This is a genomic window from Lactobacillus sp. WILCCON 0149, from assembly GCF_057197965.1.
In genome coordinates, this window is the sequence record NZ_JBUBHO010000038.1 from 1 (window position 1) to 525 (window position 525).

At 43.6% G+C, this 525-nt stretch carries 1 protein-coding gene; it reads right to left on the reverse strand.

The features are described 5' to 3' along the window. On the reverse strand, window positions 1–525 hold a 525-nt coding region (locus ACYVUV_RS12370), incomplete at both ends, for a zinc ribbon domain-containing protein (protein ID WP_484499581.1).

The following is a 525-nucleotide window of genomic DNA, read 5'->3' on the forward strand; positions in this document are numbered from 1 at the left end:
CTCAAAATGCTGCCCACAGATCGGACAATACTGAGAAGTATATGCCGGATTGACATCATGAGTTTCAATCGAATTCTTGCTTGAAAGATATTCAATGCGTTCATCCAGTTGGCCCTTAGTCCATGAATTCAAGCGCTTGCGCATCTTTCTTGCGAATCTGCTGTTATCTGATTTGATGCCTTTTTCTTTTACGAACGTCAAGTCTTCCTTGGCAATGACCGCCGGATACTCTTTCTCAATCATCCTGTTTATCGCACAGTTGATAAAGCTTCGGACGGTTTCTTGAGCTGAGCGGTAGCTCTTGTCATACGACTTTCTTCCGATATTGTTTTGCTCCAGATTCTTAAGCTTGCCAAGCAGTTTTCTTTTCTTCTTCGAAGCTGTCTTGGATAAAGGCTTGTCTGCCTTTTCCAGTTGCTCAAGCTGCTGATTGAGCAGCCAGCGCAAACTCATATAAGGCTGCCGATTTGCGTTTCGTTTGCCATATTTGTCAACGATGGCATTGGCAAGCTTGCTGAAGTTTTT